Raw genomic sequence first — 26,986 nt, 5'->3', positions numbered from 1 at the left:
CACCATAAGCAGTTTCTATGCCAAGGTAAACAGTGCACAATGGTATACAATGCAAAAATATGTGGGGATGAAGCAGCAACAAGCGCGCAATCAGCCAAAATCAGGTTGCGTGCTTGCTTTCGTATCTGAGGCTTGCGAAATCTGTTGCAGCCGATCAAGCTGGAAACATGTTCCCCGCGCGGGGCCTTGCACCAAATGTTGCAACAAGGACAGATATTCATGACGGAACCCGACGACGCCGCCCGCCACCGTGAAAAGATGAAGAAGATCAAGGCCGCGCGCGGCAAGATGATGGAAACCAAGACCGGTGAAAAAGGTCTTATCGTCGTGCATACAGGGGCGGGCAAGGGCAAGTCCTCTTCCGGGTTCGGGATGATCATGCGCTGTATCGCGCATGAAATGCCCTGCGCGGTCGTTCAGTTCATCAAGGGCAACTGGGTCACCGGCGAGCGTGAATTCCTGCGCAAGAATTTTCCCGAAGAATGCAGATTCGTCGTCTCTGGCGAAGGCTTCACATGGGACACGCAGGACCGTGACCGCGACATCGCCGCTGCGCGCGCAGGGTGGGAGCAAGCGAAAGACCTTATCCGCGACCCAACCATCCGTATGGTCCTGCTCGATGAGATCAACATTGCCTTGCGCTACGACTACTTGCCGCTGGACGAAGTCATCGCTTTTCTGCGCGACGAAAAGCCAGAGATGACGCATGTGGTCCTGACCGGTCGGAATGCAAAGCCCGAGCTGATCGAGCTGGCAGATCTGGTCACAGAAATGACGCTGGTCAAGCACCCGTTCCGCGAGGGGATCAAGGCGCAGAAAGGTGTCGAATTCTGAGACAACTGGCGCAAAACCCTGCGGCCTTTGCGCATAAACTGTCATGACCAAGGCAGGCGGGGAAAACAGGGGCGCGCCATGATCATCAGGGCGCTGGAATGGCTTGCTCGCAGCGGGCGGCTGGTTTTGCTGGCGGGTCTGGGTCTTGGGGTACTGGCAGGCGTGGCCTTGCCGGACCTGGCTGGCATTTTGCAAGCCCTTGTCGCGCCCGTGGTGGTGACGCTGTTGTTTCTAGCGGTGCTGCGGCTGGGGCCAGATGGTGTGCGGGCGGGGCTTGCGGGCTGGCGCACAGGGCTATTAACGGTTCTTGTCCTTCAACTTCTTCTGCCCTGCTTTGCCGTTTTGGCACTGCGTTTACTTCAGGTTGACTCGGTCCTTGCCTTTGGCCTTGTGCTGGTCCTTGCGGCGGCCCCGATAACCGGCAGCCCCAATCTTGCAATCATGTCCGGGGCGTCAGCGCCAGTGGCATTGCGACAACTGGTGATGGGAACGCTGCTGCTGCCTGCCACGGCTTTGCCCGTCTTTTTGCTGATGCCCGGCCTTGGTGCGCCCACCGAAGTGCTTTCCATTGTGCTGCGCCTGCTGGCGGTCATCGCGCTTGCGGGCGCGCTGGGTTTGTGGTTGCGCGCCCGCAAGATTGTTACGGCCAATGCGCGCAGCCTGATAGTAATAGACGGCTGCACAACCCTGCTGCTTGCGCTGATCGTGATTGCACTGATGGGGGCCGTCGGCCCTGCGCTACTGGCCGGAATAGGGGCGTGGGGGCTTTTGCTGCTCGTGCTTGGGCTGGGGTTCGGGCTTCAGTTGGCAAGCTTGTTGGGCACATACCAAAAGCTGCCACATGCGCAGGCCGCCGCGATCAGCCAGGCGGCAGGAAACCGCAATATTGCCTTGTTTCTGGGGGTGTTGCCACCTGCGCTGGCCAGTGATCTGCTGTTGTTCATCGGCCTGTATCAGATACCCATGTATCTTACCCCTGCCGTGATGGGGTGGGTCTATGCAAGGATGCGGTTGAAGCTGGCCTGATTGCTTTGCACTTATGCTTGCCTGAATATTGACTTTCACGACAGCCTTGCCCAACGTGCCGCCGAGTCAATCTGGTCGCGAAAGGGCCGTTTTGTAGTGTTCCAGTGGACCCAACAGACCAGAAATCGTGGCAATCTGACCGCAGATAACCTCATTTTTTGCGGGTTGGATATGGTGCAGTCATTCCTTGCCGCGCCGCGCCCCAGACGCGCGCGTGGGTGGCAACGCCCATTACAGGCAAGAGGACTGTAGATGTCGCCCGAAACTGTCATCATCATTCCGGCGCGCTACGCCTCCACACGGTATCCGGGCAAGCCATTGGTCGGGCTGCGCGGGGCCAGTGGCGACAGCCGCACCCTGATCGAGCGCAGCTGGCGCGCGGCCCTATCGGTCAGTGGGGTGGATGCCGTTTATGTTGCCACAGATGATGAACGTATCGCAGATGCCGCGCGCGCCTTTGGCGCGAATGTTGTCATGACCGACATTGCTTGTGCTAATGGCACGGAACGTTGCGCCGATGCGCTGGCGCGGCTGGGTATTGTGCCGCGCGTGGTGGTGAACCTGCAAGGCGATGCGCTGCTGACGCCTGCATGGTTTGTGTCCGCATTGATTTCGGCCATCGAAGCCGGAGCAGAGGTTGCGACACCCGTGCTGCGCCTGACCCCTGAAACCTATGCCCGCTTTGTCGACGACCGCCGCGTCGGTCGGGTAGGCGGCACGACTGCGGTGATGACCGCGCAAGGGCAGGCGCTGTATTTCTCGAAGGAAGTGTTGCCCTATACTGGTCGCAGCTATGCCCGAACAGAGCAGGTTCCCGCCTTTCATCATGTGGGGGTTTACGCCTACACGCCAAAGGCGCTGGCGCGGTATATCAGTGCAGGGGCTTGTGATCTGGAAACCCTCGAAGGGTTGGAGCAGTTGCGCTTTCTGTATCATGGTCAGCCAATCACCTGCGTCGAGGTGGACGCAAGAGGCCATGAATTCTGGGAATTGAACAACCCCGAAGATGTTGCCCGCATAGAGGCCGTGTTGCGCCGTGAAGGGATCGCATGAACATACAGATAGGCCAGATCAGCATTGGCAATACCCTGCCCTTCGTCCTGATTTCAGGGCCGTGCCAGTTGGAAACCCTCGATCACGCGCGGCGGATCGCCGGCACCTTGTCAGAGCTCTGCGCGCAGCTTGGCATCGGGTTCATCTTCAAGGCCAGTTTTGACAAGGCCAACCGGTCCAGCCTGTCGGGCCAGCGCGGCCCCGGTATGGGCAAGGGGCTGGACATACTGGGCCATATCCGGGCTGAATTCGGCTGCCCGGTGCTGACCGATGTGCATGAAGCGGCGCAATGCGCGCCTGTTGCCGAAACCTGCGATGTGCTGCAAATTCCCGCCTTTCTGTGCCGTCAGACGGACCTGCTACTGGCCGCTGGTGCCACAGGGCGCGTGGTCAATATCAAGAAAGGGCAGTTTCTCGCCCCCTGGGATATGAAACATGTGGCTGAGAAGGTTGCGTCCAGCGGGAACACGCAGATCATGCTGTGCGAACGTGGCACATCATTTGGCTATAATGCGCTGGTATCCGACCTGCGCGCGCTGCCGATCATGGCGCAAACAGGCTATCCGGTCATCTTTGACGCCACCCATTCTGTCCAGCAACCCGGCAGGCAGGGCACCAGTTCAGGCGGACAACGCGAATTTGTGCCCCCCCTTGCCCGTGCAGCGCTGGCGGTAGGGTGCGCCGGAGTGTTCATCGAAACGCATGAGGCACCCGATAGCGCGCCCTCAGACGGGCCGAACATGGTGCCGCTGGATCAGATGGCAGGGCTTTTGGCGCAGTTGCAAGGATATGACGCGCTGACCAAATCTGGCATGGAGCGGTAGGTTGTAACGCGCGAGCCTATTCTACCGCTTCCCCGCCTTACGCCTGCCGACCGCGCGCGATCCGAGCATAAGCTGCAAGCCGTTGGTCGTTGCGGGCACGCAGACGCGTGACCAGTTTCCGCGTACTGTGGTGGGGCGCATTGCTGCGCAGAATCTGCAAGAACCGGCCAAGCCGTGTATCCTGTGTTTCGCGTGGGGTGTCGATCAGATGTCTGGGCATATCGTGACCTCCTCTCAAAGTTGGAAGCAGATCATATCACAGACTGCCATTCCGGCCAAAGCCCGCGCCCCCTCTCTTGACGCCCCTGTGATCAGGCTCTAGCCAGTGGACAAACAAGCGAGAGGAAATCCGATGACCAACCCTTCCCTGCTCATTTTGCCCGGCGACGGGATTGGCCCCGAAGTGATGGCTGAGGTCCGCAAGATCATTGACTGGTTCGGCGCAAAGCGTGGCATTGTATTTGATGTAAGCGAAGATCTGGTCGGCGGTGCGGCCTATGATCTTCATGGAACACCGCTGCATGACGACACAATGGCCAAGGCACAAGCCGCAGATGCCGTACTTCTGGGGGCCGTGGGTGGGCCGAAATATGATGTGCTGGATTTCAGTGTAAAACCCGAACGCGGGCTGTTGCGTCTGCGCAAGGAAATGGACCTGTTTTCCAACCTGCGCCCGGCGCAATGCTTTGATGCACTGGCAGATTTCTCGTCGCTGAAGAAAGACGTTGTGGCCGGTCTGGATATCATGATCGTGCGCGAACTGACATCGGGTGTCTATTTCGGGGAACCGCGCGGGATTTTCAAAGAAGGCAACGAACGCGTTGGCATCAACACGCAGCGCTACACGGAATCCGAGATTGCGCGCGTCGCACGGTCGGCTTTTGAATTGGCAATGCGGCGCGACAAGAAGCTTTGCTCGATGGAAAAAGCCAATGTCATGGAATCGGGCATTTTGTGGCGCGAAGTCGTTACCGAAGTGGGCAAGGACTACCCCGAGGTCGAGTTGAGCCATATGTATGCCGATGCAGGTGCCATGCAATTGACCCGCTGGCCCAAGCAGTTTGATGTGATCGTGACCGATAACCTGTTCGGCGACCTGTTGTCCGATCTGGCGGCCATGCTGACGGGCTCGCTTGGGATGCTCCCATCTGCCAGCCTTGGTGCGCCAATGGCGAATGGTCGGCCCAAGGCGCTGTATGAACCCGTCCACGGTTCCGCCCCCGACATTGCGGGGCAGGGCAAGGCCAACCCGATTGCCTGTATCCTCAGCTTCGCCATGGCGCTGCGTTACAGCTTCGATCAGGGCGAGGAAGCAGCACGCCTGGAAGCGGCGATTGAAAAGGTGCTGGCCGATGGCGCGCGCACGGCGGACCTGATGGGGCCGGATGGCGGCACACCGGTTTCAACCAGCGGCATGGGTGACGCAATTCTTGCAGCACTTGACGCAAGCATCTAAGCCACGCCGTAGTGCTCTGCACTTGGCGAAACTTGCGTCGACAGTCAGCTATGCGGGGCTTTACGGACGGTCAGTTGCGCGGAATCAAGGCCGAAGGCCGCCGCGCATCGCCGGGCCGCCCCCTCGGCACGGCGATTTGGCTGCCCCAAGCGCTCAGATCAGATATCGCTGGGACTTGGCCAGCATAAAGCGCTACAGATTATGCGGTGGATCGCCGCACCGCGGCCCGACGCTTCACGGCTTACTGAAACCATCGACCTCCGCAACGCCCTCGAAGCAGTCGTTGGGTATCTTGTGGCAGGTGCAGAGCAGTAGCCCAATGTATCAACTGCCGCATCATGGCTAGGGGCCGGTCAGTGCAGCCGTCGCTGCAAAGCGCAGGATCGCGACCCTTCAGGGTTGTCGATCACGAAAAGATGGCGAAAGTGATTTGACCACTATATGAAATCATATGCTTGGTTTTAACTTGAAATTCATCCTTCCTGCGGTGCTGATTTTATTGTCTTGGCTGATGATAACCCGCGCGCCGGTCTATCTGCCGCGACTGGACGCAAACGCCCCTCCCCCGCCGGATGAAGATGCTTATGTCTTTGGCTTTGCGACACTGACCAACCCGGTCGTGCGGTTTGTGGTGTTGGGCCGTCATGCACCTGCCGAGCCTGCCGCGCTGCGCGGTTGGCAGCGCCACCGGCGCGATTTGCGTGATGCGCCTGATCTTGTGTTGAATGGCGTGCGGTTTCGCGTCACCCCGGACGAGATGGTCCGCCTTGACCGGTATGAGCGGACCGGAAGAAGATATCGCCGTGACCTTATGGAACTTGAAGACGGCACAATGGCCTGGGTCTACCGCCTGATTGGTGAAGCGGGTCTAGAGGCGGTGATGGATTGACACCAGATGCGGGACTGCAGCGCAATGATTCATGATGATATTCCAATTGATACCTTTTTGCCTTTGCCAGATCATGCAGGCCAGTCCAGCGCCCGTCGCAAGACGGGCATAGAGATTGAATTTGCGGGCCTCTCTGTCGATGAGGCGGGGCAGGTCGTGCAACGCCTGTGGGGCGGCACCATCGCGCCTGTTGATGACCGTGACCTGAAAGTCACAGGCGGGCAATTCGGAGAGGTCAAGGTAGAGCTGGACATCTCGTTGCAAAAGAAATGGGCTGAAGATCTGGCCACGCAGGCATTGGGTGGGCTGGTGCCCGTCGAGGTCGTGACAGCGCCCTTGACGCAAGAAGACCTGCCCCAAGTTGACCGGCTGGTGGCAGCATTGCGCAAGGCCGGGGCGCTGGGGACGCGGGCGCGGTTGGGCTATGGTTTCGGGCTGCATCTTAACCCTGAATTGCCCGCCCCTAACGGGGCCGGTCTGGTCGAAGTAGCGCGGGCCTATGCCTTTCTGGAAGACTGGTTGCGCCATTCCGATCCGATCGACCCTGCCCGCCGCGTTCTGCCTTTCGTGGACCCATGGCCGACCGCGCTGAAAGATGCACTGGCGCAGGCCGAGGGTTGGAGTGTGGCACAGTTTGCCCAGACCTACGCGACCCATGCGCCATCGCGCCATTTTGGTTTGGACCTGTTGCCCGCCCTTCAGCATTTGCGACCTGATGCACTTGAATCTGTGCCAGAGGCGCATCTGAAAGGGGGGCGACCGACCTTTCACTACCGTCTGGCCGAAGCGCGCCTTGATGAGGCGGGCTGGAGCGTTGCCTATGAATGGAACCGCTGGTGCCTGATTGAAGCGGTCGCAGCCAATGCCCGCGCCCTTGCAGAGCTTGCGCAACGATGGCAGGACCATCGCGCCGGATTGTTGCCGCTCGGCAGCGACTGGGCCGCGCAGGTCGAAGGCGTTCTGGCGCGTGCCAATTTGCTCGCACTTCTCAGCACAGGCACTGGCCAAGAGACCTGACACCAGCTAGGTTCAGCCAAAGCCCAACGTGATTGCAACGAGGATACATTGGATACCAGTTTCGCCTCTGTCTTTTATGAGATTGCACTTCTGGTTCTGCTGGCCGCAGGTGTGGGGTTCATCGGCTTGCTGCTGCGACAACCGCTTGTTGTGGCGTTTATTGCGGTGGGCGTTCTGGCAGGGCCGGACGCGCTGGGGCTGGTATCATCGACCGAATTTATTGAAACGCTCAGTCAGATCTCGATCGCGGTGCTGCTGTTTCTGGTCGGTTTGAAGCTGGATGTCAGCCTTGTGCGCAATCTGGGCAAGGTGGCGGTGGCCACGGGGCTGGGTCAGGTTACATTCACGGCCTTTTTCGGCTATCTTATCTGTCTGGCGCTGGGAATTGATCCTGTCACATCGCTCTATATCTCGATCGCGCTGACGTTTTCATCCACAATCATCATCGTCAAGCTGCTGTCCGACAAGCAGGAAATCGGCGCGTTGCATGGCAAGATCGCGCTGGGTTTCCTGATCGTGCAGGATATTTTCGTGGTTCTTGCCATGGTAACGCTCTCGGCCATCGGGGTGGGTATGGGCGAAGATGCAGGTGGGCTGTGGGATGTCGCGCAGGTCTTTATCGGCGGCGTGCTTATGGTCAGCGCGGTTGTTGTTTTCATCCGCTATGTCGCAAACCCTCTTCTGTCGCAGATCGCGCGCTCACCAGAGTTGATGGTGATTTTTGCCGTTGGCTGGGCCGCCAGTCTTGCCGCATTGGGCGATGCGCTGGGCTTTGGAAAGGAATTGGGCGGGTTGCTGGCCGGTGTGTCGCTTGCCTCGACCGAATACCGCGAGGCAATCTCGTCACGGCTTGCCTCCTTGCGCGATTTCTTGCTGTTATTCTTCTTCATCAATCTGGGCGCGTCGCTGCAACTTTCCACGCTGGGCGACCAGATCGGCCCAGCAATTGTGCTGTCGCTGTTCGTGCTGATCGGCAACCCGCTGATCGTTCTGGCGATTATGGGGTACATGGGCTACCGCAAACGCACCGGCTTTCTCGCCGGCCTGACCGTGGCGCAGATTTCCGAATTCTCGCTGATCTTCATGGCGATGGGCATCACCATTGGCCATGTGGGCGGCGAGGCGATGGGGCTGGTAACTCTGGTGGGCTTGGTCACGATTGCGCTGTCAGTCTACATGATCACATGGTCGCACAAACTCTTCGAGATTTGCGAACCGTTCCTTGGCATATTCGAACGCTCTCAGCCGCACCGCGAACAGGACGACACCGAGAGCGTGGATGACGCGCGCAGCGTGGATTTCATAATCTTTGGGCTTGGCCGCTATGGTTGCCGGATCGGCAGTAAGCTGCATGAAAAGGGCTACCGCGTGCTGGGTATAGATTTTGACCCCGAAGCACTGGCAAACTGGCGGCGCATGGGGCTAGAGGCCAGCTACGGCGATGCGACCGACCCCGAATTCGTGGTGCATATGGACCTTACAGGCGTTCAGGCGGTCGTGTCCGCTGTGCCACGCGACAGGGGCGCCTTGACCGAGGCCGACCCACAGCTTGCCCTGCTGCACGGCCTGAAATCCGCCAACTACAAGGGCAAGGTGTTCTTGTCGGTCCAGCAGATGGCCGATGCAGAGGATCTATTGGGCAAGGGCGCGAGCGTTGTGCTCAAGCCTTTCGACGATGCGGCCGATTACGCTGTCCGCCAGTTGACACAGAGCACCGAGGCATAGGCCCATCTGTTTCTGATTTGATACCGGAGCATTGCCGCATCTGACGACAGGTTTGCTGAACCAAACGAAGCATTTACCAGACGCAGAACGCTATTCACCGGGGCGCGACAGGCTGAACACTTCGTTCACCGCTGCATAGTCACGATAGCCACAGCGCGCCAGTGGACGGAATCGGGTGATGTCGAACATACCGTTCACCAGGCAGTCGTCGCGCATATGAATGCCAACGACTTCGCCAATCACCAGAAAATTCGCCGCACCCGCAAGCTGCACGATCTGGGTCATCCGGCATTCCAGCGCGGCAGGCGCGCCCGCAACGCGTGCCGCTTCGATCACACGGCATTCTTCGCGGGGCAGGGCTGCGTGTTCGAACTCATCCACCTCGCGCGGCCAGGGGCCAGAGGTGGCATTCATTGCATCGCGCATCGCAAATTCCACCACATTCACACAGAACACGCCGGTTTCACGAATATTCGCGACCGAATCCTTGGTTCCGTCCCGATCCGGTTTCGCACTGGTCGAAGCGAACATGACCTGCGGGGGCACATAGGCCACAGCATTGAAAAAAGAATAGGGCGCCAGATTGTCCTGTCCATCAGCGCCACGCGTCGAAATCCAGCCAATCGGGCGCGGGGTAACAATGGCATTGAACGGGTTATGCGGCAGGCCGTGGCCCTCGCGGGGTTCATAGAACATGGGTAAATCTCCGATGTGTTTGCGCGCACCCTAACGTCATGCTACTGGCCCTGCCAGCACTGATCTGGGCGGGAACGGCAGATGCAGCTTTTTGTCGAAACACCCGCCGACTGGTGGGAAATAGAGGCCCTGTATGACCTGTGTTTCGCACCGGGTCGAGAAGCTTTGTCCTCTTACCGGCTGCGCGATCATGTTGATCCGGTGGCACCTTTGTGCCTGCTCTTGCGCGACCAGAACGGAATCGCAGCCGCTATCCGATTCTGGCCGGTGCAGGTTGCAGGGGAAGATGTGTTATTGCTGGGGCCAATCGCGGTCCATCCAACACATCAGGGTGAAGGGCTGGGCGGCTGGTTGATGCGCGAAAGCCTGATGCGCGCGCAGCAGCAGGGCTGGACGCGTGTTCTGCTGGTGGGCGATGCACCCTATTACAGCCGCTTCGGATTCACCCGGCTTGATGGGGTGACCATGCCGCCACCCACAAACCCTGCGCGCGTGCTGGGGCTGGCACTGGTGCCGGGCGCATGGGACGGTGTGACGGGCGATGTGACAAGATATCAGGCATCCGCTGCTGGTGACTAGACGATACCCGCTGGCGGTTGATTTGAGGGCGTTGCAGTCTTTGACCGGCGCGGAATCAAGGCGCAAAGCGCCGCCGCGATTTAAAGGGCCGCCCCCAAGCGCAACGATCTGATCGCTCAGGGACTTGACCAGCATAAAGCACTAAAGATTGAGGGGAGGATCGCCGCACCGCGGCCCGACGCTGTGCGACTTTGCACCCAGCACCTCTATGCCCTGTTTGTCCGCAAAACACTGCGAATGCACACGACAGGGCAACTCTAAGATCCGGGTTCGCCTGATAGAGGACCTTTGCCAATCGCGCTTTGCCGGGATCACAAAAGAAAACCGCCCCGGATCAATGATCTCGGGGCGGCCTTGCAATAACGGTTCAGAAAACCTTAGCCCTGACGGGCCTTGAATTTCTTCTGGGTCTTGTTGATGACATAGACCCGGCCCTTGCGGCGCACGATTTGGCAATCGCGGTGACGCTGCTTGAGCGACCGGAGCGAATTTCTGACCTTCATCAGCCTTCTCCTGTTCGCGGCGCACGCGCGCCAATTGGGTTTTCCTGTCAATGACAGGGGTGAATGGTGGGCACGACAAGGTTCGAACTTGTGACCCCTACGATGTCAACGTAGTGCTCTACCACTGAGCTACGCGCCCTGACCTGATGTTTTTTTGCGCCCCAAACAAAAGGGACGCGGAGAACACCGCGTCAATTGATGCGGTCTATAAAAGGAGTCGCAGGCAGGATCAAGGGCTTTTGATTGCTGATTGCAATGCGCTATAGTCAAAAAAAACAGAAACCGGTGTCATGCAGTCTTTCGACTTCCTTCCTGCCATTATGCCCGACAGTGCGGTAGTTTTTGCGTCGCCGCATAGCGGGCGCTGTTACCCGTCGGATTTTCTGGCAGCGTCAATGCTGGACCCTATCATCCTGCGGTCGTCAGAGGATGCATATGTCGACCGATTCTTGCGTGCAGCACCGGCAGCGGGGGCGCCGGTTTTGCTGGGCGGCGTGCCACGCGCCTATGTCGATTACAACCGCGCCGCTTCCGAGCTTGACCCGGCCTTGATAACCGGGGTTTCCGCGCGTGGCCTGAACCCGCGCATCAGTTCCGGTCTGGGTGTCATCCCGCGCGTTGTCGCGGGTGGGCGGGCCATTTACCGTGGCAAGATCACCCGGGCAGAGGCCGAGATGCGCCTGCGCCTGTATTGGCACCCATATCACGACAAACTGACCCAGATTTTGGCGGAACAACGCGCCAGACATGGGCGGGCAATCCTGCTGGACATGCATTCCATGCCCCGCGATGCGGTCAGCATGAACGGCCAGCATACATCCTTGCGCCCCGACATCGTGTTGGGCGACAGATTCGGCGCATCGGCACATTCCGAGATTACCGAAGCCGTTGCCGCTGTCTTCACTGCAGCAGGGCTGCGCGTGGCGCGCAATTCGCCTTTTGCCGGGGCCTACATCACCCAACGCCACGGCCTGCCGTCCAGCGGACAACATGCAATCCAGATAGAGATTGACCGGGGCCTTTACCTTGATGAACGCAAAGTCAGCCCAAGTTCAAGTTTTGATAGCTTTCAAAATGTGATGGATGGGATCGTGCGCGACCTTGTCGCGATTGGTCGCAGTGATACAATTCCTCTTGCCGCTGAATAGTGCTGCATTCTGTCACAGGTGTTCGAGAAATGTGCCGGATCTTGGGCTAATTCATTCTCTCCACAAGATTTCCTGCTTATAGTCAAAGCATGGACATCATTGCACTTGTCGGCGCTCTGGCCGTGCTTTTCATCGTTATCGGTATTTCCGAACCGCTGTCCGAGCGGTTGCGCTTGCCGTTCACGGTGATTCTTGCGATCGTTGGCGCAATAATCGGCGCGCTTGCGCTCTATGTGCTGTCCAGCGATGTGGCATCGGCGCTCAACCCGGTGATGCGCCGCTTTCTGGAAATACCGATCCGGTCCAATGTGTTCTTGTATGTGCTGCTGCCGACCCTGCTGTTTCAGGTCGCGCTGATGGTCAATGCACGGCGGATGCTGGATGACTGGGTGCCAATTCTGGTCATGGCTGTGGGCGCGGTTATTGTTGCCACAGTTGTCATCGGCTACGCGCTCAGCCCCTTCACAACCCTGTCTTTTGCGGCCTGTTTGCTGATCGGCGCGATAGTATCGACCACAGACCCTTCGGCGGTTGTCAGCATTTTCCGCAATATCGCAGCGCCGCAACGCCTGACCCGAATCGTTGAAGGGGAAAGCCTGCTGAATGATGCGGCGGCCATTGCTTTGTTCGGGTTCTTTCTGACCTTTGTCATGTCTGGCGTGCCGGACCCAAGCCTGCAGGATGCGCTGGTGATATTTCCGTGGCTGGTGCTGGGCGGAATCGGGCTGGGCTTGATTCTGGCGCGCGCCACAGTCGCACTTATGGCGCTGATTCCGACATTTCCGCGTGCGCAAGTCTCAATCAGTGTGGCCTTGCCCTATCTGACCTACATCATCGCGGAACAGTTTCTGGCAACGTCCGGGGTTATTGCCGTGGTCGTTGCTGGATTGACGCTGAACCTGACGGGACCGGGGCGCCTGACCCCTATGAGTTGGACATATCTGCGCGAAGTCTGGGAAGTGCTGGCCTATTGGGCGGGCGCGCTGATCTTTATCCTGGCGGCACTGCTCATCCCCCGCCTGATGGGCGATCTGCGCCTGAGTGATCTTTTCCTGATCTGCATTATCATTCTTGCGGCCTTTGTCGCACGTGCGATCATGCTGTGGGGCATGCTGCCCGCACTGTCATTCATGCGGCTTTCACCACAGGTGGAACCCGCTTATCGCGTCGGCATCATGTGGGGCGGATTGCGCGGGGCGGTAACGCTGGCGCTGGCCCTTGCAGTGACCGAAAATGCGCTGGTCCCGCCTGCGATCAAGCGCGAGGTGGGCATTCTGGCCACAGGCTTTACGTTATTCACCCTGCTGGTGCAGGGGACGACCCTGCGGTGGGTTATTGCACGGCTTGGTCTTGACCGGCTGCCAAGGCTGGATCAGGCGCTGTCGCATCAGGTCATTGCGGTTGCCCTGCAAAACGTGCGCGAGGAAATTGCAGAAACCGCACGTGATTTCAAGCTACCGCAAGAGGTGATCCGCTCAGAGGCGAAGCGTTTTGCGGAACGGCTGGACAGCGCGGTCGAACTTGCAGAAGAGGCCGAGGCAATCCCGGACCGCGACCGGATCACGCTGGGGCTGGTCGCCTTGGCAGGACGAGAGCGTGACCTGATTATCGAGAACTTCCGCCAGCAACTGTTTTCGGCGCGTCTGGTGGACCGGATGCTGTCAGATGTGGACCGGCTTATCGAACAGACGCGCGGAGGCGGGAGAAACGAATATCGTGCCGCAGGTCGCCGTGCCTTGGGCTATGGCGGGTGGTATCGGCTGGCTGTCGTGTTGCACAACCGTCTGCGCTGGTCGCTGCCACTTGAACGAATGACCGCTGAGCGCTTTGAACTGTTGTTGAACCAACGCCTGATTCTTGGCGAGTTGCACGGCTATATTCACGGCAAAATCCGCCGCATTCACGGCCGCCGCGTTGCCGAGTTGCTGCATGAATTGTTGCGCCGCCGCGAAGAAGAGACCGACAACGCCATTGAGGGGTTGCGTCTGCAATATCCGGGCTATGCCGAGGAAATGGAGCGGCGCTTTATTCGCCGCGCCTCAATCCGGCTGGAAGAACGCGAATATGAGACGCTGTTTGGTGACGGCCTGATCAGCCGCGAGTTGTACACCACCCTGCGCAATCGCCTGACAGACCGCCGCACCAAGGTCGAAGCCCGACCGGCACTGGATTTTGCGCTGCAAAAAGACGCTTTTTTACGTAGTTTTCCCTTGTTTGAGGGGATGCGCGAAGATCAGCGCCGCCAGTTGGCGCGGGCGCTGCGCACCCATCATATCGAGCCCGGCACAGTACTGCTACGCAAGGGAGAGGTGCCGCATTGCGTTTATTTCATTGCGTCAGGTGCTGTTGAGATGGAACGCAAAGGCCAGAAACTGCGCCTGGGCAGTGGCGAATTCTTCGGCCATATCGGCCTTCTGACCCGAGAGCCGCGCCGCGCCATGATCAGCGCGATCAGCCATTGCACGCTGCTTTCGCTGGATGAGACGCGCTTCAAACGCCTGTTGGCGCGCAATCGTTCGCTTTATGACGCCGTGTTGCATAGCGCCGAATTGCGCGGTGTGACGCTAGACAGCGTGAAACTTTCAGACCCTCCGGCCAAGCAGACCACCCGTTAGGAAGACTTCGGGGGAAATACGGAACCCCTTTGTCCCGCTGTCCACTGCGGATATTTTTTCATGACAGCGCCAAACTCATCCGAAGACAGAAAGCGTTCCAGCCAGTTCTGGACCGATGGCCACGGCTGTTCATCAAACCAACTCTTGTCGATAAAGGCGAATTGGCGCACGAAAGGCAGCAAGGCGTAGTCGGCAAGCGTTGGCTGCTCGAAAACCCAGTCGTCGATCTGTTCTTCCAGTTCGTCAAGATAAGTGCGCGCCGCCGCAAGATGTGTTGCCGCGTCTTCTTCGGGATAGCGGGACGTGTATTTGAACCGATCCAGCGCGTGCTTGAACGGCCCGTCATTGCGCGCGATCCAGTCCCAGCCCGACGCGGGCATATCCAGCCAGCCTTGCGGGTCATTCTGCGCCAGCGCCCAGCGCATGACGTCAAGGCTTTCGTCAATCACACTGTCGCCGGTCACAAGGCAGGGTACAGTCGCACTGGGTGACGCCGCCAGAAACTCTGGTGGCTTGTCGCGCAAAACGACCTCTCGCAATTCTACCTGCTGGCCGGATGCGGCCAGCGCAAGTCGGGCGCGGATCGCGTAGGGACAACGACGAAAGGACCAGAGGATCGGGGTCATTGCGGCCTTTGCTGTGGGTATCGGGGCAGGATGTACCACCCCGATACAGAATTTCGGTTAGCTGCGCACCAGCGCCTCATAGCTTTCGGCGACTTTGCGCGTCATCTGACCTACCTGAAAATGATGCTCGCCAATCTGCCCCACCGGCGTGACCTCGGCAGCAGTGCCGGTCAGCCAGCATTCGCTGAAATCGGCCAGTTCTTCGGGCATGATATGGCGTTCATGCACGACAATGCCCATATCGCGCAACATGGCGATAACGGTCTGGCGCGTGATCCCGTTCAGGATCGCATCGGGAATCGGCGTATGGACTTCGCCATCCTTTACGAAAAACACATTCGCGCCTGTCGCTTCGGCCACATAGCCGCGATAATCGTAAAACAGCGCATCCGAGCAGCCCTTTTCTTCGGCAGCGTGTTTGGACATGGTGCAGATCATATACAGGCCCGCGGCCTTGGCCGAGGTCGGAATCGTTTCGGGCGAGGGGCGGCGCCATTTCGCAATATCCAGCTTCGCGCCCTGCCATTTCGCATCGCCGTAATATGCGCCCCATTCCCAAGCCGCCACAGCCAGCCGCACCGGGTTGCGCCGCGCAGCGACCCCCATATCCGGCCCCGCACCGCGCCATGCAACTGCGCGCACATAGGCATCGGTCAGATTATTCGCTTCAAGCACGGCAGCCTTCGCCGCTTCGATCTGATCGACCGAATAGGGGATGGGCATATCCAGCAAGCGGCCGGATTCCAGCAACCGTTCGGAATGTTCACGGCTTTTGAAAATCTTGCCGCTATAGCACCGCTCGCCCTCGAACACGGAAGAGGCATAGTGCATTGCATGGCTCAGGATATGCACATTTGCATCGCGCCAGGGCACCAGTTGCCCGTCCATCCAGATCATACCGTCCTTGTCATCATATCCGCCGACCATCAGTGCCTCCTCAATGGCGTTTTCCAGATATTGCGCAAAATAGGTCCACTACGGACATAAAGTTACGTCAAATCGAAGAATCGCTATCAATTCGCTCTTGGAATGTCAACAAGGCTGACATAAACTGACTGAAGTTTGCGGCGAAACGGATTTTTTTGACATGGCCGAGGGTAGCAACAGCGCAATGGGTGGCGAGAACCTGTTGTTTCTGACCGACGAGCAGTTGCGCAAGGGTATCGAAGCGATGTTCTTTGCCTATCGCGGCTTTACTGCGGACCCGGACCGGATTCTGGATGCGCATGGCTATGGCCGCGCCCATCATCGCGCGCTGCATTTCATCAACCGCACACACGGGACCACCGTAAACAACCTGCTCAATATTCTTGGGGTCACCAAACAGTCGCTGAACCGCGTCTTGCGCACGCTAATCGAAGACGGGCTGGTCGAAAGTCGTGTTGGCCGCAAGGACCGGCGCGAGCGGAACCTGTTTCTGACAGAGAAAGGCGATACTTTGGAGCGCGCACTGTCCGAGGCACAGCGCGAACGCATGCGCGCGGCCTATCGCGCGGCCGGGCCGCAGGCCGTTGCCGGGTTCCGGCTGGTGCTGGAGGCGATGATGGATGATGAAATCCGTCGCCAGTATCTGAATATGCGGGACCGCCGCACATGACGAGCGAGTCTCAGCCACATCTGCTGATCGTTGATGACGATGCGCGCATCCGTGCACTTTTGCAGAAATACCTTTTGCGAAACGGGTATCATGTGACCACGGCACGCGACGCGGCCCATGCCAGACGGCTGCTGGCTGGGCTTAGTTTCGATCTGATCGTGCTGGATGTCATGATGCCGGGTGAGGATGGCTTCAGCCTGACCCGCTACATCCATGCCCAAACCGCGTCACCGGTCCTGCTGCTGACCGCGCGCGGCGAGGCCGAGGACCGCATCACCGGGCTGGAGGCAGGGGCGGATGATTACTTGCCAAAACCATTCGAGCCGCGCGAATTGTTGCTTCGGATCAATTCCATCCTGCGCCGCAACCCGCAGCAAAGCGCCACCGCAATCCTGCCTCAGGTGCTGGTCATCGGCCCCTTGCGTTACGATCTTGAGCGGGGCGAGTTGAAGCGCGACGACATACCCATACGCCTGACCCAGACCGAAGCCGCCATCATGCGCCTGTTTTGCGAAAACCCTGACGAGGTCATCACCCGCGAGGCGCTGGTCGATCATCTAAGCCGCGACCGCGCGACCCACGGCGGTATGGTGGGACAGGAACGCGCGGTAGATGTGCAGATCACCCGCCTGCGCCGCAAGCTGGAACACGACCCGAAGAATCCGCGCCACCTGCAAACTGTGCGCGGGTCTGGCTATATGCTGGTTACGGACTGATGCGGTAATAAAAAAGGCCCCGGAACATGCCCGGGGCCTTACTGCGTTACGCTGGAACAGCTTATTCAGCCTGTTCAGGTGCGATTTCTTCGCCGGTTTCCTGATTGACCATTTTCATAGTCAGACGAACCTTGCCGCGATCATCAAAACCCAGAAGCTTGACCTTCACTTCCTGACCTTCCTTCAGCACATCTGACGGATGGTTCAGGCGGCGGTTCTCGATCTGGGACACATGCACCAGACCATCGCGCTTGCCAAAGAAGTTCACGAACGCGCCGAAATCGACCAGTTTCACCACTTTTCCGGTGTAGATCATGCCCACTTCCGGCTCTGCCACGATCGAATAGATCATGTCATAGGCTTTCTTGATCGCTTCCTGATCGCTAGATGCGATCTTGATGATGCCATCATCATTGATATCAACCTTGGCGCCCGAGACTTCGACAATCTCGCGGATGACCTTGCCGCCGGTGCCGATGACTTCGCGGATCTTGTCGGTCGGCACTTGCATGGTTTCGATCTTGGGTGCGTACTGGCTGAAGCCTTGCGGCGCAGTCAGCGCTTGTGACATTTCGCCCATGATGTGCATCCGCGCATCCTTGGCCTGTGCCAGTGCCTGTTCCATGATCTCGAAGGTGATGCCTGCGATCTTGATGTCCATCTGCAAGCTGGTGATGCCCGCCTCTGTCCCTGCAACTTTGAAATCCATGTCACCAAGATGATCTTCATCGCCCAGAATATCGGTCAGAACGGCAAAGCGGCCATCATCTTCCAGAATCAGACCCATGGCGACACCGGCAACAGGTGCTTTCAATGGCACGCCTGCATCCATCATCGCGAGCGAGCAGCCACAGACCGTCGCCATTGAGCTGGAGCCGTTGGATTCCGTGATCTCAGACACCATGCGGATCGTATAGGGGAAGTCAGTCGCAGCGGGCAGAACGGCCTGCAAAGCGCGCCATGCCAGCTTGCCATGCCCGACTTCGCGACGCCCCGGAGGGCCAAAGCGCCCAACCTCGCCCACCGAATAGGGGGGGAAGTTATAGTGCAGCAGGAAGTTGGACTTGCTGGTGCCGGTCAGCGCGTCGATGAACTGTTCGTCATCGCCGGTGCCAAGCGTGGTGACACAAAGCGCCTGTGTCTCGCCCCGCGTGAACAGAGCAGACCCATGTGTGCGTGGCAACAGGCCGGTTTCGGCAACAATCTGGCGCACAGTCTTGGTGTCGCGCCCGTCTACGCGCGGTTCACCATTGACGACAGCGCCACGCAGGATTGAAGATTCCAGCTTCTTCAGCGCAGAGCCAAGGTTTTCATCGGCCAGTTGCTCTTCGCTCAAGGCTGCCTTGATCGCTTCGCGCGCTTCACCAATTGCCGCGACACGTTCCTGCTTGTCGCGCAATGCGAAAGCGGCGCGCATCTGCGTCTCGCCAGCCGCTTTGACGGCGGCATACAGCTCGGAATAATCGGGTGGCTGGAAGTCAAACGGCTCTTTTGCAGCGTCTTCGGCCAGATCAACGATCAGGTCGATTACGGGCTGGATGCTGTCATGCGCGAATTTCACCGCGCCCAGCATTTCCGCCTCAGACAACTCATAAGCCTCGGATTCGACCATCATAACGGCGTCTTTGGTGCCTGCGACAACCAGATCAAGGCGCTGCTCGGGGTTCTCGCGCAGCTTTTCCATGTCCTGACATTCGGGGTTCAGGACATATTCGCCATTTACGAAACCCACACGCGCCGCACCGATTGGGCCCATGAAAGGCACACCGGAAATGGTCAGCGCAGCAGAGGCGGCAATCATCGCCACGACATCAGGCTCATTGACCAGATCGTGAGAAAGCACAGTACAGATGACCAGAACTTCATTCTTGAAGCCATCGACAAAAAGCGGCCGGATCGGACGGTCGATCAGGCGCGATGTCAGCGTTTCCTTGTCGGAAGGGCGCGCTTCGCGCTTCAGAAAGCCGCCGGGCACCTTGCCGGCTGCGTAGTATTTTTCTTGGTAATGCACGGTCAGCGGAAAGAAATCCTGCCCCGGCTTGGCCTGTTTGGCAAAGGTCACGTTGGCCATGACCGATGTCTCGCCCAGTGTGGCGATGACCGAGCCGTCAGCCTGACGGGCAATCTTGCCCGTTTCCAGTGTCAGCGTTTCTTCGCCCCACTGGATTGATTTTTTCACGATATTGAACATTCAGCGTATCCTCATGGAAAGCACCAGCCCTCTGGCCCTTCCGTTTCCAATAGCGGCCCCATTGCCGCCGACCCCAATCCTAATGCATCACGCCGGGGTCATTGCGTCACGTCTCAGATACCGCGGCGCATACATGAAAATGGCGCATAAGAAAAGCGGGAAAGCCAATGGGCTTTCCCGCCTGATTTCCGTCCCGGCGTGACTTCAGTAGCGGTAATGCTCTGGCTTGAACGGCCCTTCGACAGTCACACCGATATATTCAGCCTGATCGGGCTTCAACTCTGTCAGCTTCACACCAATCCGGTCCAGATGCAGGCGCGCGACCTTTTCATCCAGATGCTTGGGCAGAACGAAAACGCCGGGCTGATACTCTTCGCCCTTGGTCCAAAGTTCGATCTGCGCCAATACCTGATTGGTGAAGCTGGCCGACATCACGAAGCTGGGGTGGCCGGTCGCATTGCCAAGGTTCAGCAGGCGACCTTGCGACAACAGGATCATGCGGTTGCCCGAGGGCATCTCGATCATGTCCACCTGGTCCTTGATATTGGTCCATTTGTGGTTTTTCAGCGCGGCCACCTGAATTTCATTGTCGAAATGGCCGATATTGCCGACAATCGCCATATCCTTCATCTCGCGCATATGCTCGATGCGGATAACATCCTTGTTGCCAGTGGTGGTGATGAAGATGTCGGCGGTCGCGACCACATCTTCCAGCGTTGTCACCTCGAACCCGTCCATGGCGGCTTGCAGGGCGCAGATCGGGTCGATCTCGGTCACTTTCACGCGTGCACCAGCGCCGCGCAGGCTGGCCGCCGACCCCTTGCCCACATCGCCATACCCGCAAACGACAGCGACCTTGCCTGCCATCATCGTGTCGGTCGCACGACGAATGCCGTCGACCAGCGATTCCTTACAGCCATATTTGTTGTCGAATTTCGACTTGGTGACAGAATCGTTTACGTTGATTGCGGGGAAAGGCAGTTGGCCTTTCTTATGCAGGTCATACAGGCGGTGCACGCCCGTCGTCGTTTCTTCTGATACGCCCTTGATCGCGTCGCGCGTCTTGGTGAACCAGCCGGGGCTTTGCGCCATGCGCTTTGCGATCTGCGCCTTGATCACGGCTTCTTCTTCGGACTGGGGCGCAGGGATGATATCTTCACCCGCTTCGGCACGCGCACCCAGCAACACATACAGCGTGGCATCGCCGCCATCATCGAGGATCATGTTTGCACCATCTGCAAACAGGAAAGAACGATCCAGATAATCCCAATGCTCTTCCAGCGTCTGGCCCTTGATTGCGAAAACCGGTGTGCCGCCCGCAGCAATAGCGGCGGCGGCATGGTCCTGCGTGGAATAGATGTTGCAGGACGCCCAGCGCACATCTGCGCCCAGCGCGACCAGCGTTTCGATCAGAACAGCCGTCTGGATTGTCATGTGCAAAGACCCGACAATCCGGGCACCTTTCAGGGGTTTGTTTGCCCCATACTCTTCGCGCAAAGCCATCAGACCGGGCATTTCCGTTTCCGCAATCGCGATTTCCTTGCGCCCGAACTCGGCCAATGAAATGTCCTTGATAATATAGTCCTGTGCCATCTGCCGAATATCCTTTGCGCCGATGTTTTCTGCGCTGCGACATAGCACTGCCCCCCAAGGCAGGCAAGAGACGGCGGATTATGGCCATATCGTGATATGCTCGGGCCTTTCATTCCGCCTTTTGTGTTGTAGCTTGCATCATATTCTGGATAAACTCGGAGTGTGCGAAGCGTGGACAATCAGTGCGGACAGTAGTGACCAGGAAAAGAAATTGGCTGGACAAACAGCCATGCGCGGTCGCGGTGATGCTGACCGCTTGTTTGACAATGGGTCTGCCCGTCAAAGCGTTCGAGACACTGGAAATCACCTTTCAAGGTAGCGACACCGCGTTAGAGGAAACGCTGCGCCGCACATCGCTGTTGCAAGCTGCCAAAGATGAAGGTGTCGTTGATCCATTTGAAGTCTTTACCATCGCACGCGCTGAATACGGCCAGTTGATCGGCACGTTCTATGAGGCGGGATTTTATGCGCCGCAGATAAATGTGCGGATAGATGGGCGCGAAGCGGCAGATATTTCGCCCCTGAATCCCCCCGGAGCAATTCGCCGGATCGACCTTGTGCTTGTCCCCGGCCCTGCTTTTGTCTTTGGGCAGACCCAGATTGCACCCTTGGCGCGCCGCACAGAGTTAAGCGATGACTTCACCAGCGGCAGCCCCGCGCGCAGCACGGTTATTCGCGATGCCACATCGGATGCGATTGACGCATGGCGCGACCGTGGCCACGCGAAAGCGCAGCCCGATGACCAGCAAATCACCGCGCGCCATCCGCCGGGTGAACTGGATGTTGCCGTTCGCATAGCGCCCGGCCCGCGCCTTCGATTTGGCCAGTTGCGCCCCGATGGACAGCGCCGCACACGCGCGGAGCGGATTGTCGCTATTGCAGGTCTGCCAACCGGAGAAGTGTTTTCGCCGCGTGACATGCAGCGCGCGGCCGAGAGGTTGCGCCGTACCGGCACATTCGCTTCTGTCGCTTTGCGAGAGGCCGATGAGGCGAACCCAGACGATACGCTGGATATCAACGCGTCTGTCGTCGAAGCGCCATTGCGCCGGATCGGGGCCAGCGTCGAATTCGATACCGAGGCAGGCGGCAAACTTGGCGCTTTCTGGCTGCACCGCAACTTGTTTGGTGGCGCAGAGAGGTTCCGCGTAGAGGGTGTGGTCGGCGGCATCGGGTCACGCAGCGGCAAACTGGATTACCGACTTGTCACCGAATTCTCGCGCCCTGCGACCTTTACCCCTGACACCACGCTGAACCTTGGGACGCGGATCGAGACAGAGAACGAGTCTGATTTCGAAGCACAGCGCGCGCGCATAGATATCGGATTGGTGCATCGTTTTAGTGACGAACTAACCTTTGGCGGCGGTATCGGTGTCCTGCTGGAGCGCGCAGATTTCGGTCCAGGCCTTGACCAAAGTCGGGATTTCAAATTGCTGTTGCTTCCGCTGGATGTGACATGGGACAGACGCGACAGCGAGCGCGCGCCGACGCGCGGGTTCTATGCACGCGGCGAATTGATGCCATTTCTTGGGTTGAGCGAGACAGATAGTGGCGCGCGCGCCTATGCCGACCTTCGCGGATACCGGGGGCTTGGCCAGGATAATCGCGTCGTGCTTGCTGGGCGTGCGCAGCTCGGGGCTGTGGTTGGCGCCGAAATCGACCGGACGCCGCGGGACCTGCTGTTTTACTCGGGCGGCGGGGGGACCGTGCGCGGGCAACCTTTCCGATCACTTGGCGTGACCAGCGGGGGCGTGGATTCAGGTGGTCAGGGGCTTGCCGCACTCTCGGCAGAGCTGCGCGTGCGCGCGACAGAGAATATTGGATTGGTTGCCTTCGCAGATGCGGGCTACGTGTCGGAACGGGCGTTTTCCGGCGACTCTGACTGGCACGCCGGGGCCGGGCTGGGGGTGCGTTATAACACGGTCGTCGGACCATTGCGTCTGGATGTAGGCTACCCGGTTGCAGGCGATACCGGGCGCGGTTTCCAGCTTTATCTGGGCATTGGACAAGCGTTCTGATGAAGATGTTTCGTCATATCCTCACCTGTTTTTGCTGCCTGCTGCCCGTGCTGCCCACGGTCGCCACTGCGCAAGAACGCCAAAGCGACAGGGTGACTGAAACATTGCTGCCAAGGGCCGGCGAAAGCGATGTGGGTTATCTGACGCGCTTGCTGCAAGACGGTTTGTCGGCAAGTGGGCGCGAGGTGCGTATTGGCGGCTTCAGCGGCGCGCTTTCATCGCGGGCAACCTTTGATCAGTTAAGCATCGAAGACGACGAAGGGGTCTGGCTTCTGGTCGAAGGGGCCGCATTGCAATGGAACCGCTCTGCCCTGTTCCAGCGCCGGATCGAGATTGCCGAAATATCGGCGGAACGGATCACGATTCTACGCCCGCCCGTAGGTGAAGAAAGCGAAGGCGGCGATCTGGTCAGCCTTCCCAGTTTTGAGCTGCCGGAACTGCCCTTGTCCGTCCGGCTGGACCAGTTGCAGGTTGACGAAGTCGTGCTTGGCCCCGCGCTGTTCGGGCAGGAATTGCGTGCCAGTGTCAGCGGGTCCGCCGCTTTGGCCGCTGGCGAAGGGGACGCGCGCTTGCAGATCGACCGGATTGATGACGTCGCGGGCCAGTTCCGACTGGACGCGGCATTTTCCAACGTCACCCGCGTTCTGGGCCTTGAACTGGCAATAGAGGAAGACGCCGGGGGGCTGGCTGTCACATTGCTGAACATCCCCGATCACCCATCTGCTGCCTTGACCATTGCAGGCGAAGGGCCGATCGAAGATTTCGCGGCAGATATTACACTGGCGACCGATGGGCAGCCCCGCGTCGAAGGCCAGTTTCAGCTACAAACCGCCCAACCCGGGGTGGCGCAAGCCGTCACACTGGATCTGGGCGGCGATCTGCGCCCCTTGCTGCAAGAAGAATTTCACCCGTTTTTCGGCGAAAACAGCCGCCTGAGCACACGCGCAAGACGCTTTGACGATGGCAGCTTGTCACTGGATGATCTGGACATCCGAACCGAAAAGCTGGGCCTGCGCGGACGCATGGAGTTGGGTGCCGATGGCTTGCCACAGTTGATTGACCTGCGCGGCGATGTTCTGGCCCGCGACGGCTCGCGCGTGGTGCTGCCGGTTCCGGGTGGACAGACCAGCATAGATTCAGCCGAATTGCGGTTGGGTTTCGATGCCGCCGAAAATGAGGACTGGGAATTGGTGTTGGACCTTCTTGGGTTCGACAATGGTGATTTCAAGGTCGAAAGCCTGTTCATCAACGGGTTGGGGCGGATCACATCAGACGGGTTTGGCGAAGAGATTGACGTGGTCGATGCGCTGATCGACTTTTCGGCGCTGGGGCTGTCTGCAACCGATCCGGGCCTGAACGAGGCATTGGGGCCATCGGTGTCGGGCTCACTCGCATTGATCTGGCGCGAAGACATGCCCTTGCTGTTGCCCGGCTTCCAGCTAGAGGGGCGCGACTATGCCCTGAACGGGCGCGCACGGCTGGATGATGGCGTAATCTTCACCAATACACTCGCAGAGTTTCGCGATGTATCGCGTCTGTCCACGTTGGCGGGCCGCCCCCTCTCCGGCGGGGTTCAGGCGCAGGTTGACGCCACACTCGGCCCGGAACGCGACCGCTTTTTGGTGGCCGCTGAAATATCAGGGCAGAACCTGACCCTTGATCAGCCAGAGCTTGACCTTTTGCTTGCTGGGCGCAGTCAGATCACGCTCGACGCTCATGGCGCAGATGGGCAAATCCTGCTACGCCAACTGGAAGCAACGGCCCGAACACTGCGGGTAGATCTGCGTGGCCAGATATCGGACGATGATATCGAATTGCGCGGCGAGATTGATTTCTCTGATCTGTCCGTCCTCGGCGAATCCTACGGTGGTGCGCTGGATGCGCAGCTTTCGCTGCGCGGCCCGCGCGACGGCGAGGCGCTGACCATTGAAGCGGTCGCGCGCGATCTGGCAATTGGCCAGTCAGATGCGGACCGACTGTTGCGGGGTGAAACACGACTGGCAGTAGATGGACGGCGCGATGGCGCGGCCTTTGATCTGGACAATCTGCGCGTTAGCAACAGTGCTGTCACATTAGAAGCGAATGGCCGTTATGAGGCAGGCGCTTCGCAGTTGCAGGTCAGCAGCACAGTGCCCAATCTGGGGGCCGTGCGACCCGGTTTTGGCGGGCGGATCGTGGCAGAGGCCAGCTTGCGAGAAGACGGGCCAGAGCGGCGCATCGGACTACTAGCAACTGCGACAAACTTGCGGTTAGGGGCGGCGGCAGCCGATAACCTTTTGACCGGTACGCACCGTTTGAATGCCAGCCTAGTGCAACGCCCTGATGAAGTGCTTCTGGAATCGCTGTCGCTGGATGGCCCGCAGATCAATGCCACCGTTGCTGGGCGCATTGCCGATGGTCGCCCTGCCTTGGAACTGGACGCGCGGGTGAACAATCTGGCGGCGGTTATTCCCGGAATCGTCGGCCCCGCCGCACTTTCAGGAACGGCGCGCGATACAGGCAACGGATATGCGCTTGATCTGGGTGTCACGGGTCCGGCTGGACTGAATGCGCAGATCGCGGGCGAAATATCGACCGAATTTCAAGCCAATTTGCGTGCGCGGGGGGGCACAGACCTCGCATTGATCAACCCAAGGCTGGAGCCGCGTTCGATTCAGGGTCCGGCAGAATTTGACGTTACGCTGAATGGCCCGCTGGCGCTAAGCTCTCTCAACGGGTCTGCGCAAGCAAGTAATCTGACCCTTGTTCTTCCGCAGCAAAATATTCGCCTGACCGACATCGCGGCCCAAGCCCAGATCAGTGGCGGGCGCACATCGGTTTCCCTTGCGGGTCGCTCTGCGAATGGGGGGCGGGTGGAACTGGATGGCGATATTAACCTTGCGGCCCCGATCACCGGCGACCTTCGCGCCAGACTTGCAGATTTCCGCGTGGTCGACCCGCAACTGTTCGAGACAGATGTGTCGGGCACTGTCGCGATTACAGGCGCGCTGACCCAAGGGCCGCTGATTTCTGGCAACCTGCAACTTGACCGCACCGAATTGCGCATCCCGCGTGTGGGCCTTGCAGGGCGCGGCTATATCCCGCCGGATATCCGCCATGTAGGTGAAAGTGCCGCCGCGCGCCAAACGCGGGATCGTGCGGGTATCTTTCAGGGCGAAACGCATGGGCGCGAACGCCGCCCCGCCTCGCTTGATTTGACAATAGATGCGCCCAGCCGGATTTTCCTGCGCGGACGGGGGTTGGATGCCGAACTGGGCGGCACCCTGCGCCTGACAGGAACAACGGCAGATGTCATACCTATCGGGCAATTCGGCCTGATCCGGGGCAGGCTTGATCTGCTGGGCAACCGCTTCACCCTGAACGAGGGTTTTGCCAGCCTTCAGGGCGATTTCGTGCCTTTCATCCGCCTTATCGCATCGACCGAACGCGATGGTGTGCTTGCCCAGATCGTGCTGGAAGGGCGCGCAGATTCGCCCGAGATCCGGTTCGAATCCACCCCGCCCCTGCCAGAAGAAGAAGTCGTTTCACTGCTGCTATTTGGGCGCGGGTTCGAGACATTGTCGCTTTTTCAGGCCGCGCAGCTTGCCTCTTCTCTGGCCACTTTATCAGGGCGCAGCGAAGGGATCATGGAACGCTTGCGGCGCAATATCGGGCTGGATGATCTGGATGTGCGCACCGATGAAGACGGCGAAACCTCGGTCCGGTTGGGGCGCTATCTGACTGAGAACATCTATACAGATGTCGAGCTTAGCCCACAGGGCGATAGTGAAGTTTCCATCAATATTGATCTTACACCTTCACTGACCGCGCGCGGTCGCATAGACAATGAAGGCCGCGCGGGCGTGGGACTGTTTTTCGAGCGGGATTACTGAAACAGGAGATG

22 protein-coding genes and 1 tRNA gene are annotated in these 26,986 nt (G+C 59.0%); 15 read left to right on the top strand and 8 right to left on the bottom strand.

What is annotated here, in order from left to right:
• The first annotated feature begins 219 nt into the window (after positions 1 to 219).
• The 4 genes from cobO (at position 220) to kdsA (ending at position 3,737) form a co-directional block, all read left to right on the top strand.
• Positions 220 to 834 carry a cob(I)yrinic acid a,c-diamide adenosyltransferase gene (gene cobO / locus EV660_RS09180; protein ID WP_071481904.1) on the top strand — a complete coding sequence of 205 codons (615 nt, stop codon included), beginning with the start codon at positions 220 to 222 and terminating at the stop codon, positions 832 to 834.
• Between the two features lie 78 nt (positions 835 to 912).
• Positions 913 to 1,860, top strand: coding sequence for a hypothetical protein (locus EV660_RS09175; RefSeq protein WP_071479784.1), 948 nt, complete (start codon positions 913 to 915; stop codon positions 1,858 to 1,860).
• Positions 1,861 to 2,112: 252 nt separating this feature from the next.
• Positions 2,113 to 2,913: a 3-deoxy-manno-octulosonate cytidylyltransferase gene (locus EV660_RS09170; protein ID WP_071479785.1), complete on the top strand. Its 801-nt coding sequence runs from the start codon at positions 2,113 to 2,115 to the stop codon at positions 2,911 to 2,913.
• Positions 2,910 to 3,737: a 3-deoxy-8-phosphooctulonate synthase gene (kdsA, locus tag EV660_RS09165; protein WP_071479786.1), complete on the top strand. Its 828-nt coding sequence runs from the start codon at positions 2,910 to 2,912 to the stop codon at positions 3,735 to 3,737. The genes EV660_RS09170 and kdsA overlap by 4 nt, the downstream gene beginning before the upstream one ends.
• Before the next feature lie 37 nt (positions 3,738 to 3,774).
• On the opposite strand, the gene EV660_RS09160 is transcribed toward kdsA, so the two are convergent.
• Entirely contained in the window at positions 3,775 to 3,957 is a 183-nt protein-coding gene (locus tag EV660_RS09160; RefSeq protein WP_071479787.1) for a hypothetical protein, read from the bottom strand.
• Between the two features lie 132 nt (positions 3,958 to 4,089).
• On the opposite strand from EV660_RS09160, the gene leuB reads away from it, so the two are divergent.
• The 4 genes from leuB (at position 4,090) to EV660_RS09140 (ending at position 8,824) form a co-directional block, all read left to right on the top strand.
• On the top strand, positions 4,090 to 5,193 hold the full coding sequence (leuB, locus tag EV660_RS09155) for a 3-isopropylmalate dehydrogenase (protein WP_071479788.1): 1,104 nt from the start codon (positions 4,090 to 4,092) through the stop codon (positions 5,191 to 5,193).
• Positions 5,194 to 5,644: 451 nt separating this feature from the next.
• Positions 5,645 to 6,082 (top strand): gamma-glutamylcyclotransferase family protein, encoded by a 438-nt coding sequence (locus tag EV660_RS09150; protein ID WP_071479789.1) that lies wholly within the window; start codon positions 5,645 to 5,647, stop codon positions 6,080 to 6,082.
• A 24-nt stretch (positions 6,083 to 6,106) separates the two neighbouring features.
• Entirely contained in the window at positions 6,107 to 7,099 is a 993-nt protein-coding gene (locus EV660_RS09145) for an amidoligase family protein (protein ID WP_071479790.1), read from the top strand.
• Positions 7,100 to 7,147: 48 nt separating this feature from the next.
• Positions 7,148 to 8,824, top strand: a complete 1,677-nt coding sequence (locus EV660_RS09140) for a cation:proton antiporter (RefSeq protein WP_071479791.1) — start codon at positions 7,148 to 7,150, stop codon at positions 8,822 to 8,824.
• 90 nt (positions 8,825 to 8,914) lie between these two features.
• On the opposite strand, the gene EV660_RS09135 is transcribed toward EV660_RS09140, so the two are convergent.
• The gene (locus EV660_RS09135) at positions 8,915 to 9,520 is read right to left on the bottom strand and encodes a flavin reductase family protein (protein WP_071479792.1); all 606 of its coding nucleotides are present in this window, start codon (positions 9,518 to 9,520) and stop codon (positions 8,915 to 8,917) included.
• 81 nt (positions 9,521 to 9,601) lie between these two features.
• On the opposite strand from EV660_RS09135, the gene EV660_RS09130 reads away from it, so the two are divergent.
• Positions 9,602 to 10,099, top strand: a complete 498-nt coding sequence (locus EV660_RS09130; RefSeq protein WP_071479793.1) for a GNAT family N-acetyltransferase — start codon at positions 9,602 to 9,604, stop codon at positions 10,097 to 10,099.
• Between the two features lie 377 nt (positions 10,100 to 10,476).
• Here EV660_RS09130 and ykgO read toward each other — a convergent pair whose 3' ends face one another.
• Together ykgO and EV660_RS09120 are read right to left on the bottom strand one after the other, a co-directional pair.
• Positions 10,477 to 10,602 (bottom strand): type B 50S ribosomal protein L36, encoded by a 126-nt coding sequence (gene ykgO, locus EV660_RS09125; protein WP_071479794.1) that lies wholly within the window; start codon positions 10,600 to 10,602, stop codon positions 10,477 to 10,479.
• 64 nt (positions 10,603 to 10,666) lie between these two features.
• Positions 10,667 to 10,741, bottom strand: a tRNA-Val gene (locus tag EV660_RS09120).
• A gap of 151 nt (positions 10,742 to 10,892) precedes the next feature.
• Here EV660_RS09120 and EV660_RS09115 point away from each other — a divergent pair.
• Both EV660_RS09115 and EV660_RS09110 read left to right on the top strand, forming a co-directional pair.
• Entirely contained in the window at positions 10,893 to 11,750 is an 858-nt protein-coding gene (locus EV660_RS09115) for an N-formylglutamate amidohydrolase (RefSeq protein ID WP_071479795.1), read from the top strand.
• A gap of 89 nt (positions 11,751 to 11,839) precedes the next feature.
• Positions 11,840 to 14,365 (top strand): cation:proton antiporter, encoded by a 2,526-nt coding sequence (locus tag EV660_RS09110; protein ID WP_071479796.1) that lies wholly within the window; start codon positions 11,840 to 11,842, stop codon positions 14,363 to 14,365.
• Here EV660_RS09110 and EV660_RS09105 read toward each other — a convergent pair.
• Both EV660_RS09105 and EV660_RS09100 read right to left on the bottom strand, forming a co-directional pair.
• Entirely contained in the window at positions 14,362 to 14,991 is a 630-nt protein-coding gene (locus EV660_RS09105; protein ID WP_071479797.1) for a glutathione S-transferase, read from the bottom strand. The two genes, EV660_RS09110 and EV660_RS09105, sit on opposite strands and share 4 nt — an antisense overlap.
• A 57-nt stretch (positions 14,992 to 15,048) precedes the next feature.
• Complete coding sequence (locus EV660_RS09100) at positions 15,049 to 15,918, bottom strand: branched-chain amino acid aminotransferase (protein WP_071479798.1); 870 nt, start codon at positions 15,916 to 15,918, stop codon at positions 15,049 to 15,051.
• A 160-nt stretch (positions 15,919 to 16,078) separates the two neighbouring features.
• Between EV660_RS09100 and EV660_RS09095 the strand changes: the two genes are divergently transcribed.
• Both EV660_RS09095 and EV660_RS09090 read left to right on the top strand, forming a co-directional pair.
• Positions 16,079 to 16,588 carry a MarR family winged helix-turn-helix transcriptional regulator gene (locus EV660_RS09095; RefSeq protein WP_071479799.1) on the top strand — a complete coding sequence of 170 codons (510 nt, stop codon included), beginning with the start codon at positions 16,079 to 16,081 and terminating at the stop codon, positions 16,586 to 16,588.
• Positions 16,585 to 17,304: a response regulator gene (locus EV660_RS09090; protein WP_071479800.1), complete on the top strand. Its 720-nt coding sequence runs from the start codon at positions 16,585 to 16,587 to the stop codon at positions 17,302 to 17,304. The genes EV660_RS09095 and EV660_RS09090 overlap by 4 nt, the downstream gene beginning before the upstream one ends.
• Positions 17,305 to 17,365: 61 nt before the next feature.
• Here EV660_RS09090 and pnp read toward each other — a convergent pair whose 3' ends face one another.
• Complete coding sequence (gene pnp, locus EV660_RS09085; protein WP_071479801.1) at positions 17,366 to 19,495, bottom strand: polyribonucleotide nucleotidyltransferase; 2,130 nt, start codon at positions 19,493 to 19,495, stop codon at positions 17,366 to 17,368.
• Between the two features lie 204 nt (positions 19,496 to 19,699).
• A complete protein-coding gene (ahcY, locus tag EV660_RS09080) occupies positions 19,700 to 21,088 on the bottom strand; it encodes an adenosylhomocysteinase (RefSeq protein WP_071481905.1) in 1,389 nt (462 codons plus the stop codon).
• A 245-nt stretch (positions 21,089 to 21,333) separates the two neighbouring features.
• Between ahcY and EV660_RS09075 the strand changes: the two genes are divergently transcribed.
• Both EV660_RS09075 and EV660_RS09070 read left to right on the top strand, forming a co-directional pair.
• Positions 21,334 to 23,103 (top strand): autotransporter assembly complex protein TamA, encoded by a 1,770-nt coding sequence (locus EV660_RS09075; protein WP_071479803.1) that lies wholly within the window; start codon positions 21,334 to 21,336, stop codon positions 23,101 to 23,103.
• Positions 23,103 to 26,975 (top strand): translocation/assembly module TamB domain-containing protein, encoded by a 3,873-nt coding sequence (locus EV660_RS09070; RefSeq protein ID WP_071479804.1) that lies wholly within the window; start codon positions 23,103 to 23,105, stop codon positions 26,973 to 26,975. Before EV660_RS09075 ends, EV660_RS09070 begins: the two co-directional genes overlap by 1 nt.
• Positions 26,976 to 26,986: the final 11 nt, after the last annotated feature.

This window comes from Roseinatronobacter bogoriensis DSM 18756 (genome assembly GCF_004366635.1).
Taxonomy (GTDB): domain Bacteria; phylum Pseudomonadota; class Alphaproteobacteria; order Rhodobacterales; family Rhodobacteraceae; genus Roseinatronobacter; species Roseinatronobacter bogoriensis.
Note: the sequence above shows the minus strand (reverse complement) of the source record. Positions and strands in the feature narration are given on the sequence as shown.

Bases quoted from the DNA above. Each gene is read 5' to 3' on its own strand.
- cobO (WP_071481904.1), top strand. From the start codon at position 220: ATGACGGAACCCGACGACGCCGCCCGCCACCGTGAAAAGATGAAGAAG.
- EV660_RS09175 (WP_071479784.1), top strand. From the start codon at position 913: ATGATCATCAGGGCGCTGGAATGGCTTGCTCGCAGCGGGCGGCTGGTT.
- EV660_RS09170 (WP_071479785.1), top strand. From the start codon at position 2,113: ATGTCGCCCGAAACTGTCATCATCATTCCGGCGCGCTACGCCTCCACA.
- kdsA (WP_071479786.1), top strand. From the start codon at position 2,910: ATGAACATACAGATAGGCCAGATCAGCATTGGCAATACCCTGCCCTTC.
- EV660_RS09160 (WP_071479787.1), bottom strand. From the start codon at position 3,957: ATGCCCAGACATCTGATCGACACCCCACGCGAAACACAGGATACACGG.
- leuB (WP_071479788.1), top strand. From the start codon at position 4,090: ATGACCAACCCTTCCCTGCTCATTTTGCCCGGCGACGGGATTGGCCCC.
- EV660_RS09150 (WP_071479789.1), top strand. From the start codon at position 5,645: ATGCTTGGTTTTAACTTGAAATTCATCCTTCCTGCGGTGCTGATTTTA.
- EV660_RS09145 (WP_071479790.1), top strand. From the start codon at position 6,107: ATGATTCATGATGATATTCCAATTGATACCTTTTTGCCTTTGCCAGAT.
- EV660_RS09135 (WP_071479792.1), bottom strand. From the start codon at position 9,520: ATGTTCTATGAACCCCGCGAGGGCCACGGCCTGCCGCATAACCCGTTC.
- EV660_RS09130 (WP_071479793.1), top strand. From the start codon at position 9,602: ATGCAGCTTTTTGTCGAAACACCCGCCGACTGGTGGGAAATAGAGGCC.
- ykgO (WP_071479794.1), bottom strand. From the start codon at position 10,602: ATGAAGGTCAGAAATTCGCTCCGGTCGCTCAAGCAGCGTCACCGCGAT.
- EV660_RS09115 (WP_071479795.1), top strand. From the start codon at position 10,893: ATGCAGTCTTTCGACTTCCTTCCTGCCATTATGCCCGACAGTGCGGTA.
- EV660_RS09110 (WP_071479796.1), top strand. From the start codon at position 11,840: ATGGACATCATTGCACTTGTCGGCGCTCTGGCCGTGCTTTTCATCGTT.
- EV660_RS09105 (WP_071479797.1), bottom strand. From the start codon at position 14,991: ATGACCCCGATCCTCTGGTCCTTTCGTCGTTGTCCCTACGCGATCCGC.
- EV660_RS09100 (WP_071479798.1), bottom strand. From the start codon at position 15,918: ATGGTCGGCGGATATGATGACAAGGACGGTATGATCTGGATGGACGGG.
- EV660_RS09095 (WP_071479799.1), top strand. From the start codon at position 16,079: ATGGCCGAGGGTAGCAACAGCGCAATGGGTGGCGAGAACCTGTTGTTT.
- EV660_RS09090 (WP_071479800.1), top strand. From the start codon at position 16,585: ATGACGAGCGAGTCTCAGCCACATCTGCTGATCGTTGATGACGATGCG.
- pnp (WP_071479801.1), bottom strand. From the start codon at position 19,495: ATGTTCAATATCGTGAAAAAATCAATCCAGTGGGGCGAAGAAACGCTG.
- ahcY (WP_071481905.1), bottom strand. From the start codon at position 21,088: ATGGCACAGGACTATATTATCAAGGACATTTCATTGGCCGAGTTCGGG.
- EV660_RS09075 (WP_071479803.1), top strand. From the start codon at position 21,334: ATGCTGACCGCTTGTTTGACAATGGGTCTGCCCGTCAAAGCGTTCGAG.
- EV660_RS09070 (WP_071479804.1), top strand. From the start codon at position 23,103: ATGAAGATGTTTCGTCATATCCTCACCTGTTTTTGCTGCCTGCTGCCC.